Consider the following 19,202-nt stretch of genomic DNA (forward strand, 5'->3'; position numbering starts at 1 on the left):
GTCAGCGTCCTTCTTCGATCCAGGTGGCGTGCGGGCCGTCGAGCACGATGTCCCAGTGGTAGCCCATCGAGAACTCGGGCACCGACAGGCTGTGGTCGTACGTCGCGACGAGGCGCTGCCGGGCCGCGTCGTCCGTCACCGACTGGATGATCGGGTCGTACGGGAACAGCGGGTCGCTCGGGAAGTACATCTGCGTCACGAGCCGTTGGGTGAACGCCGTGCCGAACATCGAGAAGTGGATGTGTGCCGGGCGCCAGGCGTTGACGTGGTTGCGCCAGGGGTAGGGGCCCGGCTGGACCGTCGTGAAGCGGTAGTTGCCCTCGTCGTCGGTCAACGTGCGCCCGAAACCGGTGAAGTTGGGGTCCAGCGGAGCGTCGTGCTGCTCGCGCTGGTGCGCGTAGCGGCCGGCCGAGTTCGCCTGCCAGATCTCGACCAGCTGACCGCGGACCGGCCGCCCGGACCGGTCCAACAGCCGCCCGGAGACGGTGATCCGCTCACCGATCGGCTCCCCGTTGTGCTGCCGGGTCAGGTCGTTGTCGATCTCCGTGATGTCCCGTTGGCCGAAGGCGGGGGAGGCCAGCTCCACCAGCTCCGGGTCCTTCGAGACGTCGATGGTGACCGGCGGCTGTTTCGGGTGGCGCAGCAGCGAGGAACGGTACGGGGCGTAGTCGCGGCGCGGGTGGTGCTCGACCGGCGCGCCGTCGGCGACCCGCTTCTCGTACGTGGCGTGCTCGGCCGCTATTTCGAGGTCGATGTCGTGCTGGGTGAGAGCCATGGGGGTTCCTGCCGTTCGAGTTCCTACCGTTCGAGGACGAGGGCCAGGCCCTGGCCCACGCCGATGCAGAGGGTGGCGACACCAACTCCCGTGCCCTTGCGGGCGAGTTGGTGGGCGACGGTGCCGGCGAGCCGGGCACCGGAGGCGCCGAGGGGGTGGCCCAGCGCGATGGCACCGCCCTGGGGATTGAGGATCGCCGGGTCGAACTCCGGCCACTCGGCGACACATCCGAGCACCTGCGCGGCGAAGGCCTCGTTCAGTTCCAGGACTGACAGGTCGTCAAATCCTTTGCCCGCCCTGGTGAGTGCGCGGTTGACCGCCTCGACGGGGGCGAGTCCGAAGTACTGCGGGTCGATCGCCGAGACACCGGTCGCGGAGACGCGGGCGAGAGGCTGACGGCCGGTCGCCTTGAGCCCTTCCTCGTCCACCAACAACAGTGCCGCGGCACCGTCGTTGAGCGGCGACGCGTTGCCCGCGGTCACTGTCCCGTTCTCGGTGCGGAAGGACGGCTTGAGCTTGGCCATCGCGGCGAGGGAGGCGTCCGCCCGTACGGACTCGTCCGCGCCGAAGACGACCGGGTCGCCCTTGCGCTGCGGGATCGGCACGGGTGCGATCTCGCCGTCGAAGAGCCCCGCGGCCTGCGCCTCGGCCGCCTTCCGGTGACTGGAGAGCGCGAACTCGTCCTGCTGCTCGCGGCTGATCTTGTGCTTGTCGGCGATCAGCTCCGCGCTCTCGCCGAGCGGGATGGTCCACTCCGGGTTCATGGCCGGGTTGACCATGCGCCAGCCGAGCGTGGTCGAGTACAACTCGGTGTGCCCGGCGGGGAACGGCCGGTCCGACTTCGGCAGCACGTACGGCGCCCGGGTCATCGACTCCACCCCGCCCGCCACGGCGATGGAGGCGTCCCCGACCGCGATCGCGCGGGCCGCCTGGATGACCGCTTCGAGGCCGGACGCGCAGAGCCGGTTGACCGTCACGCCCGGTACGGAGGTGGGCAGGCCCGCGAGGAGGCCGGCCATGCGACCCACGTTGCGGTTCTCCTCGCCGGCGCCGTTGGCGTTGCCGAAGTAGACATCCTCGATGTGGGAGGGGTCCAAGTCGGGGGTGCGGGCGAGGAGTTCGCGGAGGGCGTGGGCGGCGAGGTCGTCGGGGCGGACGGAGGCGAGCCCTCCGCTGTACCTGCCGATGGGGGTGCGGACGGCGTCGACGATGTAAACCGGGTTCACAGCAGGCCTTCCGTGACGGTGAGTTTCGCGTCGGTCTTGGCGACGATCTCCTCGACACTCACACCGGGCGCGGTCTCGATCAACACGAGACCTTCGGGTGACACGTCGATCACGCCGAGATCGGTGATGACTCGGTTCACACACGCCTTGCCTGTGAGCGGCAGCGCGCACTCCGCGAGGATCTTCGGGGAGCCGTCCTTGGCCACATGGGTCATGACGACGATGACTGTGCGAGCGCCGTGCACGAGGTCCATCGCCCCGCCGATCCCGGTGATCATCTTGCCGGGGATCGCCCAGTTCGCCAGGTCACCGCCCGCCGACACCTGCATCGCGCCCAGCACGGCGACGTCTATGTGCCCGCCCCGGATCATCCCGAAGGAGAGCGCCGAGTCGAAGAAGGAGGCACCCGGCAGGACCGTCACGGTCTCCTTGCCGGCGTTGATGAGATCCGGGTCGACCTGGTCCTCGGTGGGGTACGGGCCGGTGCCCAGGATGCCGTTCTCCGACTCCAGGATCACCTCGACGCCCGGCGGGAGGTAGTTGGGGATCAGGGTCGGCAGCCCGATGCCGAGATTGACGTACTGCCCGTCCTGGAGTTCGCGGGCCGCGCGGGCCGCCATCTCCTCGCGTGTCCAGGCCATCAGCTGCTCACCGTCCGCTGCTCGATCCGCTTGTCGGCGGCCTGCTCGGGGGTGAGGGCCACCACCCGCTGCACGAAGATCCCGGGCAGGTGCACCGCGTCCGGGTCGATCTCGCCGGGCTCGACCAGCTCCTCCACCTCGGCGATGGTCACCTTGCCCGCCATCGCCGCGAGGGGGTTGAAGTTCCGGGTGGACTTGTTGAAGACGAGGTTGCCGTGCCGGTCGCCCTTCGCGGCGCGGACCAGGGCGAAGTCGGTGCGGATGCCGCGCTCCAGGACGTACTCGGTGCCGTCGAACTCCCGCACCTCCTTCGGCGGCGAGGCGAGCGTGACGCCGCCGGAGCCGTCGTAGCGCCAGGGCAGTCCGCCCTCGGCGACCTGGGTGCCGACCCCTGCCGGGGTGTAGAAGGCGGGAATCCCCGCACCGCCCGCGCGCAGCCGCTCCGCGAGGGTGCCCTGAGGGATCATCTCGACCTCCAGTTCGCCGGCGAGGTACTGGCGGGCGAACTCCTTGTTGGCGCCGATGTAGGAGCCGGTCACCCGCGCGATCCGCCCGGCGGAGAGGAGGACGGCGAGGCCGGACTCCATGGCCCCGCAGTTGTTGGAGACCACGCCGAGGCCGGTCGTACCGCGCTCGTACAGGGCCTGGATCAGCACGTTCGGCACACCGCTCAGCCCGAAGCCGCCGACGGAGAGCGTTGCTCCGTCCGGCACATCGGCCACGGCCTCGTCGGCTGTGGCGACCACCTTGTCCATCCGTGAAGCTCCGTCCCGTTCGAGCGCCCGGTCAGCAGGTAATCAGGGCACTGAGCATTTCGGTGAAGTTTCCTTCACGCTGTCACCGCGGGGGCCCGCCGTCAAGACCTGGGAGACGTGCGAGGTCAAGTGCGGAGACCTGTCGCCGCACGAGACTGGGCTCACCCTCAGAGCCTCCAGGTATCGTTCAGTGCACGGATGAATATGACGTCAGGAGGGCACATGGCCGCGGTGGACCTCACCACCCACCCCGGGCACCTCGCCCGGCGACTCCAGCAGGCGCACTATCTGCTGTGGAACACCATGGTCTCCGAGGAGATCACCTCCCCGCAGTTCGCGGTGCTCAACGCGCTCGCCGACGAGCCCGGGCTCGACCAGCGCACGGTGGGGGAGCGGGTGGGCCTGGACCGGTCGACCATCGCGGAGGTGATCAGCCGGCTGATCAGGCGCGGGTTGCTCGACAAGGTGCGTGATCCGCAGGACGGCCGGCGTTTTCTGCTGCGGCTCACCGGCGACGGCACGCGGGTGCACCGCAAGCTGGTCGTGCGTACGGCTCGGATGAACCAGGTCTTCCTGGCTCCGCTCTCCGCCGAGGAACAGACCGTCTTCTTCGACCTCATCCAACGGGTCTCGGACGCGGCGGAGGGGCTCCGCAATCCAGGGGAGCCCCTCGCGGCCCACAGATGAGCCCGCGTCACGCCTTCGCGAACACCACCCAGACCTGGCCCTTCGCGAAGTTCACCGGTGTTCCGTCCGGCGTCGTGAACTCCGTTCCGTCCGTGGCCTTCTGCCGCTTCCAGTTGACGCTGAAGGTACGGCCGTCACGGAGGACGTCCGCCTTCCCGGAGCCGACGGTCTCCGTGTAGGGCGTGTTGTTGCCGAGGACGTCGTGGTACTTGGACTTGCGGATCTTCACGTACTGCACGACGACCGTCGCCGGAGCCAGCCGCTTGCCGCTGGTCAACACGGTGGGCGTGCCGTCCTCGCTGACCTGCCAGCGGTGCTTGCTCCCGGACCAGGTGAAGGTGAAGCGGGCCGCCGGGTAGCGCACGGTACGGGAGGCGGTGGGCTTGCCGCCCGTAGGGGCCGCGCCGTAGTGGAAGCCGGTCGTCAGGGCCGCCGCACCCGGGGCGGAGGAGAGCAGCTTGCCCGGGCGGAGGTAGAGGTTGTGCGGGGCGGACTTGTCGACGCCCCGGTAGTAGGCACCGGACACCTCGTCGGGCGACGCCGATCGCAGCGGGGCCTTGGCGATCAGCGGGAGGAGTTTGTGCTGGGCACCGGAGAAGGCGAGCGTCGGGTCGTCGAACTGGCGCAGCAGTTCCAGGTCGGAGACGCGGGCGCTGCGGACCGGGCCGACGGACTTGGGCAGCTTGGTGGCGAACACCGCCATCAGCCGGCTCAGCCCGCCCTCCACCTGCTCCGCGTACACGATGTCCGCCGAGTCCAGACCGGTCTGGGGGCGGGCCGCGGGCACATTGTCGATCTTCACCGCGAGCAGTGGACCGGCGGCGGGCGCGGCCGTGCCGTCAGCGCTCGGGCTCTGGGCCGGGGTCTGCGTTGGGGGCCGGCTCTGTCCGCGCCCGTCGTCGGCGGAGCTGCCGTGATGTGCCGTGCAGCCCACCGCCAGGGAGGCCGTCATCGTGGCGGCCAGCAGCGCCGCTCTTGTCGCGCCGCGCCGCCGAGGCGCCCTTTGTCCCATGCCCACCGTGGCCACCAGTCTGTGTTTTCGATTGTGCGCTTATAAGTTCATTGATGGCCATACCCGTTTGGTTGTGATTGTGCGCGCTGATTGCGCCGATCGGCCCACTGCGAGATGCGGAAGGGGTCAGTCCGGCGGATCCTGCGGGCCGAGGATCTCCGCGAGGTCGTAGCGGACCGGCTCCTCCAGTTGTGCGTACGTGCAGCTCTCGGGCGTGCGGTCGGGGCGCCAGCGGCGGAAACGCGCCGTGTGCCGGAAGCGCGCGCCGTTCTCCATGTGGTCGTACGCCACCTCGGCCACCCGCTCCGGTCTGAGCGGCACCCAGGAGAGGTCCTTCTTGCCGGACCAGCGGCTCGGGGCGCCCGGCAGCCGGGCCGACTCGTGCGCGGCCTCCTCCGCCCAGGCCGCCCAGGGATGCCCGGTCGGGTCGTTCATGCGCAGCGGCGCGAGTTCCTCGATGAGCTCGGCGCGCCGCTTCATGGTGAAGGCGGCGGACACTCCCACGTGTTGCAGGGCGCCCTGATCGTCGTAGAGGCCGAGAAGGAGCGAGCCCACGACGGGGCCGCTCTTGTGGAGGCGGTAGCCCGCGACGACGGCGTCCGCGGTCCGTTCGTGCTTGATCTTGAACATGGCGCGCTCGTCCTGGCGGTAGCGCAGGTCCAGCGGCTTGGCCACGACACCGTCGAGCCCGGCGCCTTCGTACTGCTCGAACCACCGCCGCGCCACCTCGATGTCGGTGGTCGCGGGCGCCAGATGCACGGGTGCGGTCGCGCCGGAAAGTGCCCGTTCGAGGAGCGCCCGACGGTCGCCGAGCGGGACGTCCAGCAGTGACTCGTCGGCCAGGGCCAGCAGGTCGAAGGCGACGAACGAGGCCGGGGTCCGCTCGGCCAGCGTCCGCACCCGCGACTCGGCCGGGTGGATGCGCTCGCTCAGCGCGTCGAAGTCGAGCCGTCCGTCCCGGGCGATCACGATCTCGCCGTCCAGCACGCACCGCTCCGGGACGCGCTCCGTCAGCGCCTCGACCAGTTCGGGAAAATACCTGGTCAGCGGCTTTCCGGTACGGCTGCCCAGCTCGACCTCTCCGCCGTCACGGAACACGATCGCCCGGAAGCCGTCCCACTTCGCCTCGTAGTGCATGCCCGGCGGAATCCTCGCCACCGACTTGGCGAGCATGGGCTTCACGGGCGGCATCACCGGCAGATCCATGCTCCCGATTCTGCGCTCGTCCGTCGCTCGCCGCCCGGTGTGCGAGGTCTGTGCGCCGGGCCTACGGTGGCTCGCATGGGCGAAGCGGTGGAACTGGAGGCGGGCGGCCGGACCGTACGGCTGTCCAGCCCAGGCAAGATCTTCTTCCCGGAGCGCGGCTTCACCAAGCTGGACCTCGCCCGGTACTACATCGCGGTCGGCCCCGGAATCCTCCGGGCACTGCGCGACCGACCCACCACCCTGGAGCGCTATCCGGACGGGGTCGAGGGCGAGAACTTCTTCCAGAAACGGGCGCCCAAGAACATGCCCGACTGGATCCCGACCGCCCACATCACCTTCCCCAGCGGACGCAGCGCCGACGAGATGTGCCCCACCGAGCAGGCCGCCGTCCTGTGGGCCGCCCAGTACGGCACGCTCACCTTCCACCCTTGGCCGGTCCGCCGCGACGACGTCGACAGCCCCGACGAACTCCGCATCGACCTCGACCCGCAGCCCGGCACCGACTACGACGACGCGGTCCGCGCCGCCCACGAACTCCGCGCCGTACTCGACGAGTTCGGCGGCCTGAAGGGCTTCCCCAAGACCTCCGGCGGACGCGGCCTGCACGTCTTCGTGCCGATCGAACCGCGCTGGACCTTCACCCAGGTCCGCCGCGCGGCCATCGCGGTCGGCCGCGAGCTGGCCCGCCGGATGCCGGACCAGGTGACGGTCAAGTGGTGGAAGGAGGAGCGCGGCGAGCGCATCTTCGTCGACTACAACCAGACCGCCCGCGACCGCACCATCGCCTCCGCCTATTCCGTACGACCCCGCCCGCACGCCCCCGTCTCGGCCCCCCTGCGCTGGGACGAGGTCCCCGTCGCGCACCCCCGGGACTTCGACCTCGCGACCATGCCGGCCCGTTTCGCCGAACTCGGCGACGTGCACGCCGACATGGACGACCACCGCTACTCCCTTGACGCCCTCCTCGAACTCGCCCGCCGCGACGAACACGACCACGGGCTGGGCGATCTGCCCTATCCGCCGGAGTACCCGAAGATGCCGGGGGAGCCGAAGAGGGTGCAGCCGAGCCGGGCGAAGAAGGCCGCCGCGGCCGCAGATTCCGCCGCCGACTCCGCGACCGGTGCCTCCGCCGACTCCGCCCCCGACTCCGCTTCTGACGGATCATGAACGCATGACTCGCCTGCTGACCCGGAGCGACCTGGGCGCCCTGTTGGACCCCTCGGCCTGCCTCGCCGCGCTGCGGGCCGGCTTCCTCGCCGTAGGGGCCCCGGTGGCGATCCCGGGCCAACGGGTGCGCACCGACCTGCCGTTCCCCGGAACGGCCACCGCCCTGCTGCCCGGACTGCTGCCCGGCATCGAGGCCTACACCGTGAAGGTCAACGCCAAGTTCCCCGACGCACGGCCCGCGTTGAGGGGCGTGCTGTGCCTGCACAGCGGCGTGGACGGCGAGTTGCTCGCCCTGCTGGACTCGGCGACGGTGACCGCGTGGCGCACGGGGCTCGCGGCCGCCCTGGGCACGTATGCCCTCGCGGGGGCGGCGGAGGATGCGGTGATCGGGGTCATCGGCTCGGGCGCGCAGGCCGAGTTGATGGTGCGGGGCCTGGGCGCGCTCCGGCCGCACGGCGAACTCCTCGTCCACGACACGGACTTGGACCGGGCGACCGAGTTCGCCGCCCGACACGGCGGCCGGGTGCTGGGCTCGCCGAAGGAGATCGCCGCGGCCGCCGACATCGTCCTGCTGGCCACCTGGTCCCGCACCCCGCTGCTGTCCCTCGCGGACACCCGGGAGGGACAGCACCTCACCAGCCTGGGCGCCGACGAGCCGGGAAAGCGGGAACTCGCCGCCGACCTGCTGGACGCGGCGTTGGTCGTGGTCGACGACCGCCAACTGGTCGAGTCCGTGGGCGTGTTGACCTCGACGGACATCGACACGACGCTCGGCGACGTACTGCGCGGCGACCATCCGGGGCGGACCGATGCCGGTGCGCGTTCGGTCTACGCCCCGGTCGGGCTGCCGTGGCAGGACCTGGCGCTGGCGTGGCTGGCGTATGAGCGGGCGGAGCGGGACGGGGTGGGGCGACGGGTGGATCTGTTGGGGTGAGGGCGCGGGTGGGACTGCGGAGGTGAGTGCCGGTGGGTCTGTCGGCGTGTGTGGTGGGGTCGGCCGAGGCCGACGAGGGCGCACTCCGCGGTGGGAGCGCTCTCACCGTCCGGTTCCGCCGCGGCTATCCTGATCCGCATCATCGAGGAGGGGTCCAGACGTGACCGAGACAGCACCGCGTCCCACGCTGGAGGCCGTGGCCGCGCGGGCGGGGGTGTCCCGGGCCACCGTTTCCCGGGTGGTCAACGGCGGGGACGGGGTGCGGGAATCGCTCGTCGAGCGGGTCCGGCAGGCCGTGGACGAACTCGGGTACGTCCCCAATCAGGCGGCCCGGAGCCTGGTGACGAAGCGGCACGACGCCATCGCCGTGGTGATCGCCGAACCCGAGACCCGTGTCTTCGCCGACCCGTTCTTCGCCATGCAACTCCGGGGTATCAGCAAGGAGTTGACCGCCCACGACTCCCAACTCGTGCTGCTCCTCACGGAAGGCCGCGACGACCACGCCCGCGTCGGCCGCTATCTCGCCGGCGGCCATGTGGACGGCGCGCTCGTCTTCTCCCTGCACCTCGACGACCCGCTGCCCGGGCTGATCCAACGGGCCGGTGTCCCGACGGTGTTCGGCGGCCGGCCCTGCTGGAGCGAGGGGACACGCGCCTCCGGACCCACGGTCTACGTCGACTGCGACAACCGGGGCGGCGCCCGCGAGGCCGTACGGCATCTCGTCGGGCTCGGCCGCACCCGGATCGCGCACATCACCGGTGCGCTCGACCAGACCTCAGCGGTGGACCGGCTCGACGGGTTCCGGGACGTCATGGTCGACGTGGATCCGCGACTGATCGTCGAGAGCGACTTCACCCCGGGCGGCGGTGAGCGCGCGATGCGGGAACTCCTCGACAACTGCCCCGACGTGGACGCCGTGTTCGCCGCCAACGACCTCACCGCCTACGGCGCCCTGAAGGTGCTGCGCGAGGAGGGGCTGCGGGTGCCCGAGGACGTGGCGGTGATCGGCTTCGACGACATGCTTCCGGTCGCCGAGCAGACCGACCCGCCGCTCACGACGGTCCGTCAGGACATAGAGGAGATGGGCCGGTTGATGGCCCGCCTGCTGCTGCGCGGCCTCGACCGCCGGGGCGTGCGGGACGGCGTCGGAGGCGCGCCGTCCAGCGTGATCCTGCCGACCACACTGGTCCACCGCGCCTCCGCGTGAGCGGTGCCGTGCCCGTCCGCGTAGGACTGGCCCGCCGGCCCGGGGCGCCGTCAGCTCTGCGGCGGTTCGCTCTTGATGATCGCGAAGCGGGCGCCGTGCGGGTCGGTGAGCTGGGCCATGCGGCCGACGCCCTCCATGCTGGTGGCCGGCATGGTGACCTTGCCGCCCGTCTCCAGCGCCTTGGCCACCGTGGCGTCCACGTCGGCCACCTCGAAGTACGCCAGCCAGTACGCCCCCGAGGCCGCGCCGTTCGGGTCGAAGTCGAGCGGGACGACACCGCCGAACATCGCGTCCTCACCGGCACCGGACGGGTTGAGGCAGGTGTAGTCGCCACCCGGCATGGGGGCGGCGGAGGTCTCCAGACCGAGCGAGGCGTCATAGAACGCCGCCGCCGCGGCGACATCCGGCGTGTACAGCTCGACCCAGGTCAGCGAACCGGGGTCGCCCGCGACGTCAACACCCTTCATCCGGCCCGGCTGCCAGATGCCGAACGCGGCGCCCGCGGGGTCCCTGAGGATCGCCATGTGACCCTGGCCCAGCACGTCCATCGGCTGGAACAGGACCGCGCCGTGCGCCTGCTCCACCGCCTTGGCCGTGGCCTCCGCGTCCGGGCTCTGGAAGTACACGGTCCAGGCGGACGAGTCGTGCTCCGGCTGCAGTGGCATGCCGCCGGCGACTGTCCTGCCGTCGAGCTGGAAGAAGCCGTAGCCGCCGGCCTCGGGTCCCGCCGACTGGAACCGCCAGCCGAAGAGACCGCCGTAGAAGGAGATGGCGCTGTCGATGTCGGGCGAGCCGACGTCCAGCCAGTTGGGAGCGCCGTTGACGAAACGGGTGGTGAGCATCATTGCCCTCCTCATTGAAGGGTCCCGTTCTCTGCACTGCGAAGTCTTGCACCGCCCACTGACAATCGCTGCCGGGGCGCGGAAGCGGTTCCCGGATATGGCGTTGATTACCCTCGGTGACCGCTGAAGTTCTCCGTGTTTTCCTACCGTTTCCGCGCGCCGCCGTGCGCCGGTGCGGGCGCGGCGCCACCATCGGGGTGGCCGGAGGCCTCGGAGCGCGGCGTTGATCCCGCGTTGATCGAACGTTTTTCGCCGCGCGGCACGATCCTGGCCATGCACATCGACACGATCACCTCGCCCGACCTGGACTGGCAGCAGGAGGCGTTGTGCGCGCAGACCGGGGCGGACTTCTTCTTCCCCGAACCCGGCAGCTCCGTGAGGGAAGCGAAGCGGATCTGCGGCATGTGCCCGATCCGTTCCGCCTGCCTGGAGTACGCCCTCGACAACGACGAACGCTTCGGCGTGTGGGGCGGTCTGTCGGAGAAGGAACGCCTGGAGATCCGGCGCACCTCACGCGGACCGTTGACTGATGACAGCTGACCGGTGATCCGGTAGGCGACAGCAGAACGGGGCCGGCGGCCTGGTACGGCCGACAGCCCCGAACTCCTCACTCGCGTACGGACGCTCGTGTACGGACGTGAGGCCCGTCAGGCGTTCGCGCGCGCCGCCATGCGGGCCTTGCGGGTCGCCAGCTTCTCGTCGAACTTGGAGGCCTCGGAGTCCAGGCCGCCCATGTAGAGGCCGATCTCCTCCTGTGCCTGCCGGCCCTCGGGGCCGAGACCGTCGATGTCCATGACCTTCAGGAAGCGCAGCACAGGCTGGATGACGTCGTCGTGGTGGATGCGCAGGTTGTAGACCTCGCCGATGGCCATCTGCGCGGCGAACCGCTCGAAGCCGGGCATGCCGTGACCGGGCATCCGGAAGTTGACGAGGACGTCGCGCACGGCCTGCATGGTGAGGTCGGGGGCGAGCTCGAACGCGGCCTTCAGGAGGTTGCGGTAGAAGACCATGTGGAGGTTCTCGTCGGTCGCGATGCGGGCCAGCATGCGGTCGCAGACCGGGTCGCCCGACTGGTGGCCGGTGTTGCGGTGCGACACGCGCGTGGCCAGCTCCTGGAAGGCGACGTACGCCACGGAGTGCAGCATCGAGTGCCGGTTGTCCGACTCGAAGCCCTCGCTCATGTGCTGCATGCGGAACGCTTCGAGCTTGTCCGGGTCGACCGCGCGGGAGGCGAGCAGGTAGTCCCGCATGACGATGCCGTGCCGGCCCTCCTCCGCCGTCCAGCGGTGCACCCAGGTGCCCCAGGCGCCGTCACGGCCGAAGAGGGAGGCGATCTCGTGGTGGTAGCTGGGGAGGTTGTCCTCGGTAAGGAGGTTCACGACGAGGGCGATGCGGCCGATCTCGGTGACCTTGGACTGCTCCTTGCCCCAGGCCTCGCCGTCCTCGAAGAAGCCGGGGAAGTTCCGGGCGTCGCTCCAGGGCACGTACTCGTGCGGCATCCAGTCCTTGGTGACCTTGAGGTGCCGGTTGAGCTCCGTCTCGACGACTTCCTCCAACGCGTACAGCAGCTTGGCGTCGGTCCAGACTGCGGGGCTGCCGAGGTGCGGGGAAGTGATCGTCACGGGGACTCCAGGGGGACGTCGTACAAAACTGAACAAACCGGCGAGCGGTGCCGGGGTCTGTGCAACTTACGGAATCGTAGGCTACGAAACCGTAGGTTACGAGACCGTAGGTTAAGGACGCTGTAAAGATCGCTGTTCAGGCCGTGTCGCCGGGGAATCCCGCACCGCCGCGGGACCGCAGGTCCCGGCGCCGAACGGGCGGTCGTGTCACCCGTTCAGGCGTACAGATCCCGGAGCCGGACCGAGAGGCACGTCACACATCCTTCGAGTTTCTCGAACTCGCTGATGTCCACCACGACCGGCTCGTGGCCGAGATCGCTGAGCAGGTCGGCCGTCTTGGGCGCGCTCGCCGCCATCAGCAGCTTGTCGCCGCCGAGCAGCACCACATGCGCGCCGGCCTCCTCGGGCACCGACAGGAAGCGCGGGAACAGCGAGGGCCGGTCCACCTTCGGGATGTGCCCGAGCACCGTCCCGTCGGGCAGTGCGGTGACCGCCGACTTCAGATGCAGCACCTTGCTCACGGGCACGGTGACCACCCGCGCCCCGAGCGGCTCGAACACGGCCCGCAACTGCTGGATGCCGGCCCCGTTCGTCCGGCCGCCCCGGCCGACGTAGATCGTGTCGTCGACCTTGAGCACGTCACCGCCCTCCAGGGTGCCCGGCTCCCAGACCCAGTTCACCGAGCAGCCGAGCCGGGCCACCGCCTCCTCGACCCCGCCTGTCTCCTCGCGCCGGGACTCGGCGCCGGGCCGGGCGATCAGCGCGACGTTCTTGTACATGACCACCGCGTCCTCGACGAACACGGAGTCGGGGCAGTCGTCGGCCGGATCCACCTCGATCGTCTCCCAGCCGTGCACCCGCAGCGCGTGCGCGTACGCCTCCCACTGCTCGACAGCCTGCTCGACATCGACCTTCTCCCGCTCGATGTGCGTGACCAGCCCTTCGGCCAGGCGCGGGCTGGGGCGGCGGACGAGGGCCTTCTTGCTGGGCACGAGCGGGACTCCGTATCGGCGGGATCGTTTCGGCGCCGTTGTCGGGGCACCGGTTGGCCATCATGCGTCACCCGTCCGTGCCGACAAAACCCCTCACGTGAGGCTGTGGCCCTCCTGATACGCGCCCGGAGGGCCCGGACCGGGTACCGCAGCGGCGCTATGCCGGGCGTTCCACCTCCTCCGGCGTGATCGTCCGCAGCTCCCCGTCCAGCAGCAGCCAGCGCGTGATGCCGACCGATTCGAGGAACGGCACGTCGTGACTGGCCACGATCAACGCCCCTTCGTACGACTCCAGCGCCGAGGTCAGCTGCCGCACGCTCGCCATGTCGAGATTGTTCGTCGGCTCGTCCAGCATCAGCAGCTGCGGCGCGGGCTCCGCCAGCATCAGCGCGGCCAGCGCCGCCCGGAAGCGTTCACCGCCGGACAGGGTCGCCGCCTGCTGGTCGGCGCGGGCACCCCGGAACAGGAACCGGGCCAGCCGCGCCCGGACCCGGTTGTTGGTGGCGCCCGGTGCGAACCGCGCCACGTTCTCCGCCACGGTCAGCTCGCCGTCGAGGACGTCGAGCCGCTGCGGCAGGAAACGCAGCGGGACATGCACCGCCGCCTCGCCCGACACCGGCTCCAGCTGCCCGGCGATCGTGCGCAGCAGCGTCGTCTTGCCCGCGCCGTTGCGGCCGATCAGCGCGATGCGCTCCGGCCCGCGCAGATCGAGGCCGCCCACCCGCGCGCCGTACGCGAGTTCCAGGTCCATGAGGGTCAGGACCTGACGGCCCGGCGGTACGGCCGTGTACGGCAGGTCGACGCGGATCTCGTCGTCGTCCCTTACGGCCTCCACCGCCTCGTCGAGCCGTTCCTTCGCCTCGGCGAGCCGCTCCTCGTGCAGGATGCGGTGCTTGCCGGCGGACTCCTGCGCGGACCGCCTGCGCGCACCCATGACGATCTTCGGCTCGCGCTTCTGCTCGAACATCTTCTGTCCGTACTTCTTGCGCCGGGCCAACTTGACCTGGGCGTCGGACAGTTCGCGCTTCTGCTTGCGGAAGTCCGCCTCGGCGACGCGCACCATCCGTGTCGCGGCGTCCTGTTCGGTGGTGAGGGCCTCCTCGTAGGCGGAGTAGTTGCCGCCGTACCAGGTGATCCCGCCGGAACGCAGATCGGCGATCTGGTCGACGAGGTCGAGGAGTTCACGGTCGTGGCTGACCACGATCATCACTCCCGGCCAGGATGCGACGGCCGAGTACAGCCGCCTGCGTGCGTACAGGTCGAGGTTGTTCGTCGGCTCGTCGAGGAGCAGGACGTCCGGCCGGCCGAGCAACAGCGCGGCCAGCCGCAGGAGTACGGACTCGCCGCCCGAGACCTCGCCGATGGTGCGGTCCAAGTCGATGTGTCCGAGGCCGAGTTCGCCGAGCGTGGCGAGCGCGCGCTCTTCAACGTCCCAGTCGTCGCCGAGTGTCTCGAAGTGCTCCTCGGCCGCGTCACCGGCCTCGATGGCGTGCAGGGCCGCGCGTTGAGCGGCGATGCCGAGCGTCTCGTCGACGCGCAGGGCGGTGTCGAGCGTGACGTTCTGCGGGAGGTAGCCGACCTCGCCCGCGACCCGCAGGGTGCCGTCGGCCGGGGCGAGGTGACCGGCGATCAGCTTCAACAGGGTTGATTTTCCTGATCCGTTGACGCCGACGAGTCCGGTTCTGCCGGGTCCGAAGGCGGCGTCCAGGTCCTCGAAGACGGAGGTCCCGTCGGACCACGCGAAGGAGAGGGACGTACAGGTGACGGAGGTATGCATGAGGGCCTCGCGGATGCTTGATGCGGTCATGGGCAGACGCGTATCGAGACACCGCGAGGCGGGAGACTGGTCCCAGGGGGCAGAGGGGATAAGGCCCTGTTCCGGAGGACGGCTCGACGCCGAGGTCGTACACGGCGGACACACCTCAGAGGTGTGTGACGCGGTGTCCCAGAACCTCAGACGAGCAACGTCCTACTCCGATCGACGGCAACAGAAGCAGGGGCAACGCTACGAACGGCCTCGGGGGGCTGTCAACGCATTAAACGGGAGCCCGCGACCCGCACGCCGATGTCGGATTCCTGCCAGCCAGGGCGCGCCCGCGACTGCTTGAGTGGGGCGTATGACGAACCAGAACACCCTCCGCGACCGGGCTCTGGCCTTCCGCGCGCTGCATGTGCCGGGGAGTCCGCTGATCCTCCCGAACGCCTGGGACGCCGCGAGCGCCCGCATCGTCGAGGACGCGGGCGCGTCCGCCGTGGCGACCACCAGCGCGGGCCTCGCCTGGGCCCTCGGCGCGGCGGACGGCGACCGGCTGGACCGGGAGCGGGCCCTGGAGGCGGTCGCCCGCATCACCGCGACGGTCGCCGTACCGGTGAGCGCCGACATCGAGAGCGGCTTCGCGAAGGACGCGGCGGGAGTCGCCGACACGGTCCGCGCGGTGCTCGCGGCGGGCGCGGTGGGGGTGAACATCGAGGACGCGCTCTACGGCGGTGAGGGCGTCCTGCGGCCGGTCGCCGAGCAGGCCGAGCGTATTGCCGCAGCCCGTGAGGCCGCCGACGCGGAGGGTGTGCCGTTGTTCGTCAACGCGCGCATCGACACGTTTCTGCGGGGCGTCGGGGGAGTGGACGCGACGCTGGAGCGGGCCGCCGCGTTCCGGGCCGCGGGCGCCGACGGGATCTTCGTCCCCGGGGCCGTCGAGCCGGGAACGGTCAAGGAACTCGCCGAGGGGATCGACGCACCGCTCAATGTGCTTGTCGGCCCCGGCGCACCGCCGGTCGCCGAACTGGCCGCGCTGGGCGTCGCCCGCGTGAGCGCGGGCTCCGGCATCGCGCTGGCCGCGTACGCCGTGGTGCGCCGTGCCGCGCGGGAGCTGCTGGACACGGGTACCTACGGCGCGCAGACGGGAGGGCTCGGCTACGGCGAGCTCAACTCCCTGCTGGCACGGGGGAATTGACTCAGCAGGCGTCCCGCATCAGCTCGGCGAGGTCGTGGTCCAGGTCGAGCTGGAGGTGTTCGAGACCGGCGGGCACCAGCTCGCCGGTGGCCTGCAGGAAGCGCCGTATCTCGGACGAGTGGACGTGCACGACGGCGGTGCCCTCGGGGGCGTGGAACTCCAGGACGGTGCGGTCGAAGCCGTAGGGCCGCACCCGGACGTCGCCATGGCCCTCGGCGCCGTGCAGGCCGGCCGCGAGGAGTTCCCGGGCGAAGGTCCAGCAGACCTCGACGCCCTCCAGGGTGGCCGGAGCCGGGAAGGTCATCCGGACGGCGAACGGGTCCCGCCGGTCGTAGTGCAGGGTGGCGGGAATGCTCGGCATCCGCGGTGCGGCGGCGACGAGGCGGGCCTCTACGGGCTGCTCGATGAGGATGGACAACGCCTTGCTCCCTTGTGTGACGGCGGTACTGCTGCGGTGAAGGCCGGACGGTCTCCTGAAAAGAACCCGGAACGGACCCCCGAGTGGATGGGTCCGCACTGGAAGAGACGCCGGAACGGGCCGATCCGTGCACATGAATTTCGAGTGACCTCTGTCACCGCCGCCCATATGCCCCCAAGGCGGGCGCGGGCATCTGGACGGCCCCCGGGGAGTGGGCTAGCTTCGCCCGCCATGAGGCGCATGGGGAAGACGCGACGGGTGGGACGTACGTACCGGAACGTGGCCGTGGCCATGGCGTGCGGGGCGGCGCTGGCCGCGTTGACCGCCGTACCGGCGCAGGCGCGGGACACGGCGCACCGGGCTCCGCACTGGGAGCTCAAGGACAGCGGGGCCGCCGATGTGCGGTTCCGGGGGCTGTCGGCCGTCAGCCGGAACACCGCCTGGGTGGCCGGGACCGCGGGCACGGTGCTGCGGACGACCGACGGCGGGGCGAGCTGGCGGAACGTCTCGCCGCCCGGCACCGCGGACCTGCAGTTCCGGGACATCGAGGCGTTCGACGCGCGGCGCGCGGTGGTCCTGGCGATCGGCGAGGGGGAGGCGTCCCGGGTCTACCGCACGGACGACGCCGGGGCGACCTGGACGGAGTCCTTCCGCAACACCGACGCGAGCGCCTTCTACGACTGCATGACCTTCTTCGACAGCCGGCACGGCCTCGCGATGAGCGACCCGGTGGACGGCAGGTTCCGCATCCTGTCGACCGGTGACGGCGGCCGCTCCTGGAAGGTGCTGTCCAACGCCGGGATGCCGGCCGCGCTCGACGGCGAGGCGGGCTTCGCGGCGAGCGGCCAGTGCCTGGTGAGTTCCGGGCCGAGGGACGTCTGGCTGGCCACCGGCGGGGGTGCACGCGCGCGTGTCCTGCACTCTGCGGACCGGGGCCTCACCTGGACGGCGACCGACACGCCGATCCCGGCCGGTGACCCCGCGCGCGGGGTGTTCGCGCTCGCCTTCCGCGACCGTACGCATGGCCTCGCGGTCGGCGGCAACTACACGGCGGACCAGCCGTCACCGCTCGCGGCGGCGGTCACCGGCGATGGCGGCCGCACCTGGCGCTCCGCCACGATCCCGCCTCCCGCCTACCGCTCCGGTGTCACTTGGCTGCCCCGAAGCCGCGGCACGGCTCTCGCGGTCGGCCCCACGGGCACGGACCTCACGACCGACGCCGGCCGCACCTGGAAGACGGTGGACACCGGCTCGTACGACACGGTCGACTGCGCGGCGGACCTGGGCTGCTGGGCGGCGGGGGAGAAGGGACGCGTGGCGCGGCTGGAGGACTGAGGAGGCCGGGGCGGGGGCCGCCGTCACGGCCCTGCCGTTTCTTCGCGTCCCTATGATCCCCGTACGCTCGGCACCACCATGACGACCGTAGACATTCCCGCGGGCTGGCCCGCGACCGAGGAGCAAGCCCGCGCAGTCCAGGACGAGTTGCGGGAGCGGGTGGTGACCGACGAACCGGGACCGCCGCCAAGGACCGGGCATGTCACGGGAGTTGATGTCGCCTACGACGACGAGCGGGACGTGGTGGTGGCCGCCGCGGTCGTCCTGGACGCGGCGGACCTCACCGTCGTCGCCGAGGCCACGGCCGTCGGCCGGGTCTCCTTCCCGTACGTGCCGGGGCTGTTGGCCTTCCGTGAGATCCCCACGGTGCTGGCCGCGTTGGAGGCGCTGCCCTGCCCGCCGGGCCTGGTCGTGTGCGACGGCTACGGCCTCGCCCACCCCCGCCGCTTCGGCCTCGCGAGCCATCTCGGCGTCCTCACCGGCCTGCCCACGATCGGCGTCGCCAAGAACCCCTTCACCTTCACGTACGACGGTCCGGGCACCCCGCGCGGCTCCTCGTCGCCGCTCCGCGCGGACGCCGACGAGGTCGGCCGCGCCCTGCGCACCAGGGACGGCGTGAAGCCGGTGTTCGTCTCCGTGGGCCACCGGGTGACCCTGGACAACGCGTGCGCCCACACCCTCGCGTTGACCCCGGAGTACCGCCTCCCGGAGACGACGCGCAGGGCGGACGCGCTGTGCCGTCGGGCGCTGCGGGAGGCGACCGCGTAGGCGGCTGGGGGCGCGTCGCGTACTGAGTACCTGATCTGAGTATCTGTACGGATGCGACCGCGTCCGCGTGATCGGCAGGCTGTCCCGCATGACAACCCACCGTTCCCCGAAGCCCGTTGCCCACCCGAGCCAGCCCGTCGAGCGCGCCGTGATGATGGCGCTCGTCCTGTCCGTGGCGGCGGGCCTCGCCTGGATCGGCGGGATGATCTACACGCTGTGGCCGTGAGGTCAGGGCCGCACCGGTGCGGGAAAGGCGCGAGCCCCACCCCGCAAGTAGCGGTGTGGGGCTCGGACTTGAGCGCCGGGCAGGCCTTGCACCTGCATTTCCCCGCAGGAAGCGGGGCGTCTTTCCTTGGACCACCGACGCGCGACCAGACTCCGGATGTTCCGGCGACCGGCTCAAGATCCATCTTAGCCCATACCTGGGGGTGCCCTGAACTCCCGTATCAGCGCGGCCGGTTCACGGCCCGGCGTTCCGCGGTGGCATGCCACCAGCCGGGCCGGTGGCCGTCGGGCCCGATGCCGCAGGCGAGATTCCAGCGCAACTCCCGGTGGGCGAACGGCATCCAGCCGATGCCGCGCTCACGCAGTCAAGCGCGCGTGGCCGACTGCGGCGCGGGGCGGCCGGGCAGGTTCTCGTAGGCCGCGACGGTGATCCACTCGG

Annotated in this window: 20 protein-coding genes; 9 read left to right on the forward strand and 11 right to left on the reverse strand. The window is 70.8% G+C overall.

The genetic code is table 11. The annotated features are described in order from the left end of the window. Position 1: 1 nt before the first annotated feature. Genes pcaH through ACGFY9_RS26070 form a run of 4 tightly spaced genes read right to left on the reverse strand, consistent with a single transcriptional unit; the run spans position 2 to position 3,397 of the window. Positions 2–775, reverse strand: coding sequence for a protocatechuate 3,4-dioxygenase subunit beta (gene pcaH, locus ACGFY9_RS26055; protein WP_393757919.1), 774 nt, complete (start codon positions 773–775; stop codon positions 2–4). 23 nt (positions 776–798) lie between these two features. Further along, entirely contained in the window at positions 799–2,001 is a 1,203-nt protein-coding gene (locus ACGFY9_RS26060; RefSeq protein ID WP_393757921.1) for a thiolase family protein, read from the reverse strand. Next, on the reverse strand, positions 1,998–2,642 hold the full coding sequence (locus tag ACGFY9_RS26065) for a CoA transferase subunit B (protein ID WP_026150726.1): 645 nt from the start codon (positions 2,640–2,642) through the stop codon (positions 1,998–2,000). Before ACGFY9_RS26065 ends, ACGFY9_RS26060 begins: the two co-directional genes overlap by 4 nt. After that, positions 2,642–3,397, reverse strand: a complete 756-nt coding sequence (locus ACGFY9_RS26070) for a CoA transferase subunit A (RefSeq protein ID WP_393757923.1) — start codon at positions 3,395–3,397, stop codon at positions 2,642–2,644. Before ACGFY9_RS26070 ends, ACGFY9_RS26065 begins: the two co-directional genes overlap by 1 nt. Before the next feature lie 222 nt (positions 3,398–3,619). Between ACGFY9_RS26070 and ACGFY9_RS26075 the strand changes: the two genes are divergently transcribed. Continuing rightward, the gene (locus tag ACGFY9_RS26075; RefSeq protein ID WP_393757925.1) at positions 3,620–4,084 is read left to right on the forward strand and encodes a MarR family winged helix-turn-helix transcriptional regulator; all 465 of its coding nucleotides are present in this window, start codon (positions 3,620–3,622) and stop codon (positions 4,082–4,084) included. A gap of 7 nt (positions 4,085–4,091) precedes the next feature. Here ACGFY9_RS26075 and ACGFY9_RS26080 read toward each other — a convergent pair whose 3' ends face one another. Both ACGFY9_RS26080 and ACGFY9_RS26085 read right to left on the reverse strand, forming a co-directional pair. After that, on the reverse strand, positions 4,092–5,096 hold the full coding sequence (locus ACGFY9_RS26080; protein WP_393757927.1) for a DUF3048 domain-containing protein: 1,005 nt from the start codon (positions 5,094–5,096) through the stop codon (positions 4,092–4,094). Between the two features lie 126 nt (positions 5,097–5,222). Beyond that, positions 5,223–6,302, reverse strand: a complete 1,080-nt coding sequence (locus ACGFY9_RS26085; protein ID WP_393757929.1) for an ATP-dependent DNA ligase — start codon at positions 6,300–6,302, stop codon at positions 5,223–5,225. Between the two features lie 75 nt (positions 6,303–6,377). Between ACGFY9_RS26085 and ligD the strand changes: the two genes are divergently transcribed. The 3 genes from ligD to ACGFY9_RS26100 all read left to right on the forward strand — a co-directional run bounded on the left by ligD (position 6,378) and on the right by ACGFY9_RS26100 (position 9,610). Further along, positions 6,378–7,469 (forward strand): non-homologous end-joining DNA ligase, encoded by a 1,092-nt coding sequence (ligD, locus tag ACGFY9_RS26090; RefSeq protein ID WP_393757931.1) that lies wholly within the window; start codon positions 6,378–6,380, stop codon positions 7,467–7,469. A gap of 4 nt (positions 7,470–7,473) precedes the next feature. Then, complete coding sequence (locus ACGFY9_RS26095) at positions 7,474–8,403, forward strand: ornithine cyclodeaminase family protein (protein ID WP_393757933.1); 930 nt, start codon at positions 7,474–7,476, stop codon at positions 8,401–8,403. Between the two features lie 160 nt (positions 8,404–8,563). Next, positions 8,564–9,610 (forward strand): LacI family DNA-binding transcriptional regulator, encoded by a 1,047-nt coding sequence (locus ACGFY9_RS26100; protein ID WP_393757935.1) that lies wholly within the window; start codon positions 8,564–8,566, stop codon positions 9,608–9,610. Between the two features lie 50 nt (positions 9,611–9,660). On the opposite strand, the gene ACGFY9_RS26105 is transcribed toward ACGFY9_RS26100, so the two are convergent. Further along, positions 9,661–10,452: a VOC family protein gene (locus tag ACGFY9_RS26105; RefSeq protein ID WP_393757937.1), complete on the reverse strand. Its 792-nt coding sequence runs from the start codon at positions 10,450–10,452 to the stop codon at positions 9,661–9,663. Positions 10,453–10,725: 273 nt separating this feature from the next. Between ACGFY9_RS26105 and ACGFY9_RS26110 the strand changes: the two genes are divergently transcribed. Beyond that, the gene (locus tag ACGFY9_RS26110; RefSeq protein ID WP_393757939.1) at positions 10,726–10,992 is read left to right on the forward strand and encodes a WhiB family transcriptional regulator; all 267 of its coding nucleotides are present in this window, start codon (positions 10,726–10,728) and stop codon (positions 10,990–10,992) included. Positions 10,993–11,099: 107 nt separating this feature from the next. Here the strand turns inward: ACGFY9_RS26110 and ACGFY9_RS26115 are convergent, their stop codons facing one another. From ACGFY9_RS26115 to ACGFY9_RS26125, 3 genes are all read right to left on the reverse strand, one after another. Continuing rightward, positions 11,100–12,074 carry an acyl-ACP desaturase gene (locus ACGFY9_RS26115; RefSeq protein ID WP_393757941.1) on the reverse strand — a complete coding sequence of 325 codons (975 nt, stop codon included), beginning with the start codon at positions 12,072–12,074 and terminating at the stop codon, positions 11,100–11,102. A gap of 215 nt (positions 12,075–12,289) precedes the next feature. After that, positions 12,290–13,066, reverse strand: a complete 777-nt coding sequence (ddaH, locus tag ACGFY9_RS26120) for a dimethylargininase (RefSeq protein WP_393757943.1) — start codon at positions 13,064–13,066, stop codon at positions 12,290–12,292. 157 nt (positions 13,067–13,223) lie between these two features. Next, entirely contained in the window at positions 13,224–14,843 is a 1,620-nt protein-coding gene (locus ACGFY9_RS26125) for an ABC-F family ATP-binding cassette domain-containing protein (RefSeq protein WP_393758002.1), read from the reverse strand. A 340-nt stretch (positions 14,844–15,183) separates the two neighbouring features. Between ACGFY9_RS26125 and ACGFY9_RS26130 the strand changes: the two genes are divergently transcribed. Then, the gene (locus ACGFY9_RS26130) at positions 15,184–16,017 is read left to right on the forward strand and encodes an isocitrate lyase/phosphoenolpyruvate mutase family protein (RefSeq protein WP_393757945.1); all 834 of its coding nucleotides are present in this window, start codon (positions 15,184–15,186) and stop codon (positions 16,015–16,017) included. A 1-nt stretch (position 16,018) separates the two neighbouring features. Here the strand turns inward: ACGFY9_RS26130 and ACGFY9_RS26135 are convergent, their stop codons facing one another. Continuing rightward, positions 16,019–16,435 (reverse strand): SsgA family sporulation/cell division regulator, encoded by a 417-nt coding sequence (locus tag ACGFY9_RS26135; RefSeq protein ID WP_393757947.1) that lies wholly within the window; start codon positions 16,433–16,435, stop codon positions 16,019–16,021. 240 nt (positions 16,436–16,675) lie between these two features. Here ACGFY9_RS26135 and ACGFY9_RS26140 point away from each other — a divergent pair, with 240 nt between their 5' ends. From ACGFY9_RS26140 to mmpA, 3 genes are all read left to right on the forward strand, one after another. After that, complete coding sequence (locus ACGFY9_RS26140) at positions 16,676–17,770, forward strand: WD40/YVTN/BNR-like repeat-containing protein (protein WP_393757949.1); 1,095 nt, start codon at positions 16,676–16,678, stop codon at positions 17,768–17,770. A gap of 78 nt (positions 17,771–17,848) precedes the next feature. Continuing rightward, positions 17,849–18,538, forward strand: coding sequence for an endonuclease V (locus ACGFY9_RS26145; protein ID WP_393757951.1), 690 nt, complete (start codon positions 17,849–17,851; stop codon positions 18,536–18,538). Positions 18,539–18,626: 88 nt separating this feature from the next. Beyond that, positions 18,627–18,764, forward strand: coding sequence for a morphogenic membrane protein MmpA (gene mmpA / locus ACGFY9_RS26150; RefSeq protein WP_393757953.1), 138 nt, complete (start codon positions 18,627–18,629; stop codon positions 18,762–18,764). Positions 18,765–19,202 lie beyond the last annotated feature (438 nt).

The organism is Streptomyces sp. NPDC048504 (genome assembly GCF_043200035.1).
Lineage (GTDB): Bacteria > Actinomycetota > Actinomycetes > Streptomycetales > Streptomycetaceae > Streptomyces.

Bases quoted from the DNA above. Each gene is read 5' to 3' on its own strand.
- ligD (WP_393757931.1), top strand. From the start codon at position 6,378: ATGGGCGAAGCGGTGGAACTGGAGGCGGGCGGCCGGACCGTACGGCTG.
- ACGFY9_RS26145 (WP_393757951.1), top strand. From the start codon at position 17,849: ATGACGACCGTAGACATTCCCGCGGGCTGGCCCGCGACCGAGGAGCAA.
- pcaH (WP_393757919.1), bottom strand. From the start codon at position 775: ATGGCTCTCACCCAGCACGACATCGACCTCGAAATAGCGGCCGAGCAC.
- ACGFY9_RS26110 (WP_393757939.1), top strand. From the start codon at position 10,726: ATGCACATCGACACGATCACCTCGCCCGACCTGGACTGGCAGCAGGAG.
- ACGFY9_RS26095 (WP_393757933.1), top strand. From the start codon at position 7,474: ATGACTCGCCTGCTGACCCGGAGCGACCTGGGCGCCCTGTTGGACCCC.
- ACGFY9_RS26065 (WP_026150726.1), bottom strand. From the start codon at position 2,642: ATGGCCTGGACACGCGAGGAGATGGCGGCCCGCGCGGCCCGCGAACTC.
- mmpA (WP_393757953.1), top strand. From the start codon at position 18,627: ATGACAACCCACCGTTCCCCGAAGCCCGTTGCCCACCCGAGCCAGCCC.
- ACGFY9_RS26125 (WP_393758002.1), bottom strand. From the start codon at position 14,843: ATGCATACCTCCGTCACCTGTACGTCCCTCTCCTTCGCGTGGTCCGAC.
- ACGFY9_RS26070 (WP_393757923.1), bottom strand. From the start codon at position 3,397: ATGGACAAGGTGGTCGCCACAGCCGACGAGGCCGTGGCCGATGTGCCG.
- ACGFY9_RS26130 (WP_393757945.1), top strand. From the start codon at position 15,184: ATGACGAACCAGAACACCCTCCGCGACCGGGCTCTGGCCTTCCGCGCG.
- ACGFY9_RS26140 (WP_393757949.1), top strand. From the start codon at position 16,676: ATGGGGAAGACGCGACGGGTGGGACGTACGTACCGGAACGTGGCCGTG.
- ACGFY9_RS26075 (WP_393757925.1), top strand. From the start codon at position 3,620: ATGGCCGCGGTGGACCTCACCACCCACCCCGGGCACCTCGCCCGGCGA.
- ACGFY9_RS26085 (WP_393757929.1), bottom strand. From the start codon at position 6,302: ATGGATCTGCCGGTGATGCCGCCCGTGAAGCCCATGCTCGCCAAGTCG.
- ACGFY9_RS26080 (WP_393757927.1), bottom strand. From the start codon at position 5,096: ATGGGACAAAGGGCGCCTCGGCGGCGCGGCGCGACAAGAGCGGCGCTG.
- ACGFY9_RS26105 (WP_393757937.1), bottom strand. From the start codon at position 10,452: ATGCTCACCACCCGTTTCGTCAACGGCGCTCCCAACTGGCTGGACGTC.